Here is an 8,287-nt window from a genome sequence, read left to right on the forward strand (position 1 = left end):
AGGCGGGCCTGCTGGTCGGCCGCGGCGCGTTCGAGGTCGCCGACGCGGGTGCTGACGGCGGCGAGTTCGGCCGCGACTTCCTGCATGCCGCGCGCGACGGTGGTCTGGTCCTGCGCGTTCAGGTTGCCGAAGTTGCCGCTCTGCAGGAGGCGGAAGAAGATCAGCGCGGCCTGGTATCGGGTGAGGTTCTCGTTGCCGCGGAAGGTGCCGTCGGGGAAGCCCTGGATGAGGCCGCGCTGGGTGATGAGGTCCACGGCGTCCTTGGCCCAGTGACCGGCGGGCACGTCGCGGAACTGCGTCGGCGCGGTCGTCTGGGTCTGGGTGGTGGTCGTGGTGTTCTGGGCGCCGGCGAGGCCGAGACCGAGCGCGCCGGACAGCGCGGCGGTCATGAGGATGCGGTTGCGCATGTGAAACTCCTTCTGATAGGTGGCTTGAAATTTACACCGGGCCGGACCCGTTGCATGCCAACACCGTAAGGACGCTGAATGTGCGCTTCGTGAAGCATGGCACCGTCCCGCCTTCAGGCAAGCGGTGTGCATAAGGGGCGCGTATAGTTTGTGAGCAGACCTTAGAGTTCCCACCAATACGGGGGAATCGGAGATTCACCTATGCAGGGCGTCGGATGAAGCGGTCATCACCCGACCCGTCGGGATCGGTCAGAAAGCGTCTCTCATGAGCTTCGTGTGTTTCTCATGTATGCCCCCGTGGGCGGGCGTGGAGAGGGGGTCACCGTATACTGCCCCCATGAGTCAGATTCACGTCCGCGCCCAGCCCGGCGACGTCGCCCCCTACGTCCTGCTCCCCGGAGACCCCGGACGGGCCCGCTGGATCGCGCAGACCTACCTCGACGACCCCGTGCTCTACACCGAACACCGCGGGCTGCTCGGCTTCACCGGTACCTACAGGGGCGTGCGCGTCAGCGTCCAGACGACCGGCATGGGCTGCCCCAGCGCCAGCATCGTCGCCGAGGAGCTCGTGCGGCTCGGCGCCACGCACCTCCTGCGTGTCGGCACCTGCGGCGCCGCCACCCCCCGCCTCAGGCCCGCCGAGCTCGTCGTCGCGCAGGCCGCCGTCCCGAACGACGGCACCACCCGGCAGTACCTCGGCGGCGCCCCCTACGCGCCCACCGCCAGCTTCGACCTCGTCGAGGCGGGCGCGCGCGCCGCGCGCGGCCTCGGCCTCGCTCACCACGTCGGCCTCGTCATGACCGAGGACGCCTTCTACGCCAGCACCCCCGAGCACGCCCGCAAGTGGGCCGCGTACGGCGTCCTCGCCTTCGAGATGGAGGCGAGCGCCCTCTTCCTCGTCGCCGCCATGCGCGGCGTCCACGCGGGCTGCATGGTCACCGTCAGCAACGACATCGGCGATCCCCAGCTCGTGTCCGACGAGGTGCTCGCGCGCGGCGTCGACGAGATGACCCGCGCCGCCCTCGAATCCCTCGTGCTGATCGACGCGGGCGCGCAGCGCACCGCCTGACCCCCGTCCCTCACCACCTTCAGGAGACCACATGACCCTCATCGACGCCGAATTCGAGAACCTGCTCGTCGACCAGCACGGCCCCCTCGCCGTCATCACCGTCAACCGCCCCCGCGCCCTCAACGCCCTGAGCGCCGACACCTTCAGCGAGCTCGCGCAGGCCGTGGAGCTCGTCATGGACACCGCCGAGATCGGCGCGCTGATCCTCACGGGCGGCGGCGACCGCGCCTTCGTGGCGGGCGCCGACATCACCGAGCTCGCCGACCTCGACAGCGTCTTCGCGGGCCGCGAGCTCAGCCTCGCCGGGCAGGACGTTATGCAGTCCATCGCGTCCCTGCCGCTGCCCACCATCGCCGCGATCCAGGGCTTCGCGCTCGGCGGCGGCCTGGAGCTCGCGCTCGCCTGCGACGTGCGCATCGCGAGTCCCGGCTCGAAGCTCGGGATGCCCGAGACGGGCCTCGGTCTCATCCCCGGCTACGGCGGCACCCAGCGTCTGCCGCGCCTGATCGGCGTGGGCCGCGCCCTCGATCTCATGCTCACCGCCCGGCAGGTCGGCGCCGAGGAGGCCCTCACGATGGGCCTCGTGAACTACGTCGCGGACAACCCCCTGGAAAAGGCCCGCGAGGTCGCCCAGCAGATGCTGCGCAACGCCCCCATGGCGATCGGGCTCGTGAAGGAGGCCGTGCGACGCGGCATGGACGCCGGCCTCGACCACGCCCTGGAGATCGAGGCCGACATGTTCGGCATGGCCGTCACCACGAAGGACTTCAAGGAGGGCACCCGCGCCTTCCTGGAGAAGCGCCCCGCCCGCTTCCAGGGCGAGTGACGTCGCCTGCCTGAACATTGTGTGAAAAGCGGAAACCCGCGCACGTCACCGCGCGTACCGGGGGAAGGGACTACCCTGTGGTCCCCTTCCCCCGACGGTCAACGCCACCCCATCCAGGGTCGGCGCGCGAGGTTCGCATGAAACGAGAAGAGGAGAAGCTCACCGTCACCGTCTCCGGTGGCACCATCCAGGACGTCGACCAGGTCCATCCCTCCGGGCGCGGCCCGGTCGGGCAGGGCGCCGTGGTGGAGTTCGCGACGCCCCGCGCGAAGCTCATCGAGGAGGCCGACGCCGCGATCCGCCGCGACCTCGCGCCCTTCCCGAAGGCGCTCGCCGCCTACGACACCCTCAGCCGGGACCCGGAGGCGCTCGCCTGCTGGGACATGGCCAACTACATCACCATGCGCAAGCTCGGCTACAACGACCACGGGCGCGTCCACGCCTGGGTGACGGGCGCGGCCAGCATGGCGATCCTCGACCTGCTCGTGCAGGGCGGCGTGAAACCCGACCTCGTCGAGTCGGGCCTCGGGGACCTCGACGACGCGTATCTCGCCGTCATCGTGGGCACGATGCTGCACGACATCGGCAACCAGATCCACCGCGTCGCCCACGAGGCGCACGGCGTGACGCTCGCGCTGCCCATCGTGGACCGCGTCCTCACGCCCATCTACCCGGACGCGTTCAAGCGCACGAAGGTGCGCGCGTTCGTGCTGCACTGCATCGACTGTCACGACCTCAACCCCACGCCCCTCACCATCGAGGGCGGCGTGACGGCCGTCGCGGACGGCATCGACATCACCAAGGGCCGTGGCCGCAAGGCCTTCGCGCTCGGCAGCGTGGACATCCACTCCATCAGCGCGCTCGCGGTGGACAACGTCACCATCTCGCGCGGCGCGGACCGGCCCGTGCGGATCGACGTGACCATGAACAACTCCGGCGGCATCTTCCAGGTGGAGGAGATCCTCGCGCCGAAGGTGATCCGCTCGCCGCTCGCGCGGCACGTCACGCTGCGCGCCCGGATGCGCCCCGGGGGAGAGGAACGCATCCTCGACCGCGTGCGTCTCGAGGGGGACCACTTCGTGATGGACCTGGAGAGCGGCGAGGAGGTCGTGGTGGCCGTGGACACCACGACCCGGCAGGTGGAGAAGGACGTGGAGCGGCAGCTCGGCGGGACGGTGGAGCCCGGACGGCTGCCCTGAGGGATTCGTCGTATCGGAGCGCGGCCCACCCGGGCCGCGCTTCCTCGTTGTGGGGGTGCCCCCTTTGTTCGCGCCCGCCCGATCTGTAGACTAACGAACGTTAGACACGGTGTCCGCACCGACGCCCCATCCCCAGGAGGCCCGCATGGCGCGCAAGACCAAGAACGAGTGGCTCAGCAGCACCTACACCCCCGCCACGCAGAAGTTCCCCGAACGCAAGTACAACTACAAGACCCTCAGCGACCTCGACCCCGACCCCATCTACACCGAGGACGACCTCGCGGACTTCGACGCCGAACGCGACCTCGGCTACCCCGGCGAGTACCCCTACACCCGCGGCGTCCAGACCAGCATGTACCGCGGCAAGCTCTGGACCATGCGCATGTTCGCGGGCTTCGGCAGCGCCGAGCAGACCAACGAACGCTTCCACGCGCTGCTGCGCGCCGGACAGGGCGGCCTCTCCACCGCCTTCGACCTGCCCACCCTCATGGGCTACGACAGCGACCACCCCTTCAGCCGCGGCGAGGTCGGCAAGTGCGGCGTCGCCGTCGCGAGCCTCGCCGACATGGAGGTCCTCTTCGACGGCATCGACCCCACCAAGGTCACGACGTCCATGACCATCAACAGCCCCGCCAACGCCATCTGGGCCATGTACATCGCCATGGCCCAGAAGAAGGGCGCGGACCTGCGCGAGGTCGGCGGCACCATCCAGAACGACATCCTCAAGGAATTCATCGCGCAGAAGGAATTCATCTTCCCGCCCGCGCCCAGCGTGAAGCTCGTCATCGACACCTTCGAGTGGGGCCCGCGCAACCTGCCGAAGTGGAACTTCGTGTCCGTCTCGGGCTACCACATCCGCGAGGCGGGCTCCACCGCCGTGCAGGAACTCGCCTTCACCCTCGCCGACGGCTTCCACTACGTCGAGAAGGCCCTGGAGCGAGGCCTCGACATCGACGAGTTCGCGCCGCGCATCTCCTTCTTCTGGGACGTCCACAACGACTTCTTCGAGGAGATCGCCAAGTTCCGCGCCGCCCGCCGCATCTGGGCCCGCCAGATGCGCGAACGCTACGGCGCGAAGAACCCCCGCTCGTGGATGCTGCGCACGCACGCCCAGACTGCGGGCGTGAGCCTCCCCGCGCAGCAGCCCCTCAACAACATCGCCCGCGTCGCCATCCAGGCGCTCGCCGGGGTGCTCGGCGGCACCAACAGCCTCCACACCGACGCGTACGACGAGGCGCTCGCGCTGCCCACCGAGGAGGCCGCCACCATCGCCCTGCGCACCCAGCAGATCATCGCGTACGAGACCGGCGTCGCGGGCGTCGTGGACCCCCTCGCGGGCAGCTACTACGTCGAGAAGCTCACGAACGACGTCGAGGCCGCCGCGCTCGGCTACATCGAGCAGATCCGCGCGCTCGGCGGCGTCGAGAAGGCCATCGAGCTCGGCTTCTTCGCCTCCGAGATCGGCGAGGCCGCCTACCGCTACCAGATGGAGCTCGACCGCAAGGAACGCCTCATCGTCGGCGTGAACGCCTTCACCGACGAGAAGCCCGTGGAGGTGCCCATCCAGCTCATCGACCCGCAGGTGGAGAAGCTGCAGGCCGAACGCCTCGCCCGCGTCCGCAGGGAGCGCGACCCGCAGCGGCACGCCGCCGCCCTCGCGATGCTGCGCGACGCCGCCACGCAGGGCCTCAACACCATGCCCGCCTTCGTGGAGTGCGCGCACGCCTACGCCACCCTCGGCGAGCAGATGGACGTGCTGCGCGGCGTGTACGGCGAGTACACCGAACCCGTCACCGTCTGACGCGGGAAGCAGGGGAGGGCCGCCCGGCGACGGGGCGGCCCTTTCCTCATGAAGGGACGCTCCCGCCCCCTCCGCCACCTGGCCCATGCGGGGCGCACGAGCGCCGCCTAGCATGGGAAGGCTGACGCCCCCACCCTCCCCCCGCCGCGTCCGAGGTGTCCCTTGTTCTCCCTGCTCAAAGACCGCCGCCTCCTCATCCTCTGGGTGGGCGAGGGCATCAACTCGTTCGGCAACAGCCTCACCTTCATCGCGCTCGCGTGGTTCCTGTACCGTCTCTACCCCGACCAGCCCGCGCTGTCGGGCAGCGTGATCGGCGCGTGGACGGTGAGCATGCTGATCGGCACGCTGGGCCTCGCGAGCTTCACGGACGTCTGGGACCGCCGCCGCACCCTGCTCGTCGCGAACGCCCTGCAGGGCGTCTGGATCGCCCTGATTCCCGTCCTCTACGGGCTCGGGCACCTCAATTTCACGCTGCTCGTGGTGATCGGCGCGCTGATGGGCTTCACGGGCAGCGTGATCTTCCCGGCGCAGCAGGCGTCCCTGCCGACCTTCGTCCCGAAGGAACGGGTGCAGGCCCTGCAGGCGCTCTTCAACCTCACGTGGACCACCAGCGGCCTCGTCGCGCCCGTCGCGGCGGGCCTGCTCGTCGCGGGGATCGGCGCCGTGAACGTCATGTGGATCAACACCGCCACCTTCGCCGTCGCGGTGGCCGCGTACGCCCTCGTGCGCTTCCCGAGGGTGGAACGCTCCGGCGACCACGACGAACGAGGCCTCTCCGCGTGGTGGGCGCGCACCCGCTACGGCTTCGAGTTCGTCCGCGCCCGCCCCGCCCTGTGGGCCACGCTGCTCGGCCTCGCCAGCGTGAACTTCGCGATGGAGCCCTACACCGCCGTGTTCCTGCCCCGCATCGCCGACCGGCTCATGCAGGGCGTGGACCTGCCCGGCGCGTTCGGCTGGATCCGCGCGGACAGCCGCGGCGCGATCGGCGTGGGCCTGCTCGGGTCGGTCCTCGCGGTGTCGCAGCTCGTCATGGTGATCTGGATGGGACGGCGCGTCAGCCACCACCCGCTGGAGTGGATCGCGCTGGGCTGCGCCGTGCCCGCCCTGTGCATCGTCGGGGTGGCCTTCGCGCCGAGCCTCGGCGTGGCCCTCGCGCTCGCCGTGGTGATGGGCGCCGCGTTCGGGCCGCTCAACGTCATGGTCGGCACGCTCTTCGCGCAGCTCACCCCCGAGGACGTGCGGGGCCGCGTGTACAGCGCCCGCATCCTCGTCGGGCAGGGCCTCCGGCCGCTCGGTGTGAGCCTCGCGGGCGTCCTCGTCGGCCTCGTCGGGCTCGCGCCGACCGTGGGCGTGCTCGGCGTGTTCGCCGCGATCCTCACCGCGCTCGGCTACCTCCGCGCGCGCGGCAGCGAGACGAGCGCCCCGGACCCCCTCCCGGCGGACTGAAGCAAGGGAGAAGAGGCCGGGCGGCAGGTTCGCCCGGCCTCTCCTTTGAAATCACGTCAGGTCCGCGTGTTCACGAGGACGGCTGGCGGGTGGGCGCTTCACTCGTTGGAGGGTTTCGCCATGAGTTCTTCGATCCGGAAGGCGTAGGACGGCGCGAGGCCGTCCATGTGGTGTTCGCGGGCCGTCCAGTAGATGTCGCCGCGCACGTGCTCGTGCGCGAAGCGTTTCGCGTCGGCGAGCGTGCCGAACTCCCGCTGGAACTGCTCAAGGGCTACGTCGTTCCGAACCTCGATCGTCAGGCGGTACGTCATGTTGCTCCCTTCACGCTCATCATTCGAAATCCGCGTGGCCGGGACGTGTGACGCGCGGCGCGCGCGTCTTGAGCGGACGCCAATGAACGCGCCGCGCGAGGTGGGGTATGGTGAGCGGCGAGGTGACAACGATGAGAACGAGACTGGGGCTCCTGGCCCTCGGGGCCCTGCTGCTGTCCGCCTGCGGGTCCATGCCCGACCGCTCCGCGAACACGTCGTCCGCGACCGGCCTGGGCGCCCTCGCGGCGACACCCTCCGGGACGTCCACCGGCACGGCGCGCGTGTTCGTCACGAATCCGGTGCAGTCCACGGGCATCGAGACGCTCGTGGACGACAATGACGCGGACTCGGCGGTGCCCGCGAGCGCGTACTACACGGTGGCGCTCACGAACCTCGACGGGAGCGGGCGTCTCGTGGGCGACTGGGCGAACGTGGTGGGGGAGACGGGCGACCCCGCCTACTCCGTCACGAACACCTTCGAGTACACCCGTCACGACGACCGCTTCGAGCAGGTGATGGCGTACTTCTGGGTCACGGAGGCGCAGAAGTACCTGCAGAGCCTCGGCTTCGGGACGGGCGAGCTGCCCGCCGTGAACAAGGAGTCGCAGGACGTGCGCGTCGGGCAGTACGGCCTCGACAACTCCTTCTCGACGAGCACGAAGGACGAGATCCGCCTCGGGAAGGGCGGCGTGGACGACGCGGAGGACGGCGAGGTCATCGTCCACGAGTACGGGCACGCCGTGCACGACGCGCAGGTGCCGGGCTTCGGCGCCTCGCTGGAGGCCGGGTCGATCGGGGAGGCCTTCGGGGACTACCTCGCCGTGACGGTCGGGCTGTCCGTCGCTCAGAAGTACGGGGTGCCCCTGCGCGCGCCCGCCGCCTGCGTCGCGGACTGGGACAGCGTGTCCTACACGTCCGGTCCTGTGCACTGCCTGCGCCGCGTCGACACGAACAAGACCGTCGCGGACAAGGTCGGGGAGGTCCACGCGGACGGCGAGATCTGGTCGCGGGCGCTGTGGGACATCCGCGGCGCGCTCGGCGCGTACAGGGCGGACCGTGTGATCGTGAACGCGCAGTTCCGCTTCGCGCCCGACACGAGCTTCGGCGCGGCGGCGCAGGCGACCGTGCGGACCGCGCAGGACATGTACGGCAAGGCCGCGGCGTCGAGCGTCGCGGCGGCGTTCCGCGCGCGCGGCATCCCCGGCCTCTAGCGTCCACTTCCCGGTGG

Annotated in this window: 8 protein-coding genes; 6 read left to right on the plus strand and 2 right to left on the minus strand. The window is 70.2% G+C overall.

Annotated features, from left to right (window positions below; genetic code table 11):
* On the minus strand, positions 1-407 hold a 407-nt coding region (locus tag DEIPI_RS29295), incomplete at its 3' end, for an S-layer homology domain-containing protein (RefSeq protein WP_045233870.1).
* 337 nt (positions 408-744) lie between these two features.
* Here DEIPI_RS29295 and DEIPI_RS0107135 point away from each other — a divergent pair.
* The 5 genes from DEIPI_RS0107135 to DEIPI_RS0107155 all read left to right on the plus strand — a co-directional run bounded on the left by DEIPI_RS0107135 (position 745) and on the right by DEIPI_RS0107155 (position 6,748).
* Entirely contained in the window at positions 745-1,476 is a 732-nt protein-coding gene (locus DEIPI_RS0107135) for a phosphorylase family protein (RefSeq protein ID WP_027481319.1), read from the plus strand.
* Positions 1,477-1,507: 31 nt separating this feature from the next.
* A complete protein-coding gene (locus DEIPI_RS0107140) occupies positions 1,508-2,302 on the plus strand; it encodes an enoyl-CoA hydratase-related protein (RefSeq protein ID WP_027481320.1) in 795 nt (264 codons plus the stop codon).
* Between the two features lie 137 nt (positions 2,303-2,439).
* On the plus strand, positions 2,440-3,501 hold the full coding sequence (locus DEIPI_RS0107145) for a phosphohydrolase (RefSeq protein WP_027481321.1): 1,062 nt from the start codon (positions 2,440-2,442) through the stop codon (positions 3,499-3,501).
* 145 nt (positions 3,502-3,646) lie between these two features.
* Complete coding sequence (locus tag DEIPI_RS0107150) at positions 3,647-5,302, plus strand: acyl-CoA mutase large subunit family protein (RefSeq protein WP_027481322.1); 1,656 nt, start codon at positions 3,647-3,649, stop codon at positions 5,300-5,302.
* Between the two features lie 162 nt (positions 5,303-5,464).
* Positions 5,465-6,748, plus strand: a complete 1,284-nt coding sequence (locus DEIPI_RS0107155) for an MFS transporter (RefSeq protein ID WP_027481323.1) — start codon at positions 5,465-5,467, stop codon at positions 6,746-6,748.
* Between the two features lie 98 nt (positions 6,749-6,846).
* Here DEIPI_RS0107155 and DEIPI_RS0107160 read toward each other — a convergent pair whose 3' ends face one another.
* Entirely contained in the window at positions 6,847-7,059 is a 213-nt protein-coding gene (locus tag DEIPI_RS0107160; RefSeq protein WP_027481324.1) for a hypothetical protein, read from the minus strand.
* Positions 7,060-7,190: 131 nt separating this feature from the next.
* Here DEIPI_RS0107160 and DEIPI_RS0107165 point away from each other — a divergent pair, with 131 nt between their 5' ends.
* The gene (locus DEIPI_RS0107165; protein ID WP_027481325.1) at positions 7,191-8,270 is read left to right on the plus strand and encodes a M4 family metallopeptidase; all 1,080 of its coding nucleotides are present in this window, start codon (positions 7,191-7,193) and stop codon (positions 8,268-8,270) included.
* The last annotated feature ends 17 nt before the right edge of the window (positions 8,271-8,287 follow it).

This window comes from Deinococcus pimensis DSM 21231 (assembly GCF_000519345.1).
In the GTDB taxonomy this organism is placed as follows: Bacteria; Deinococcota; Deinococci; order Deinococcales; family Deinococcaceae; genus Deinococcus_A; species Deinococcus_A pimensis.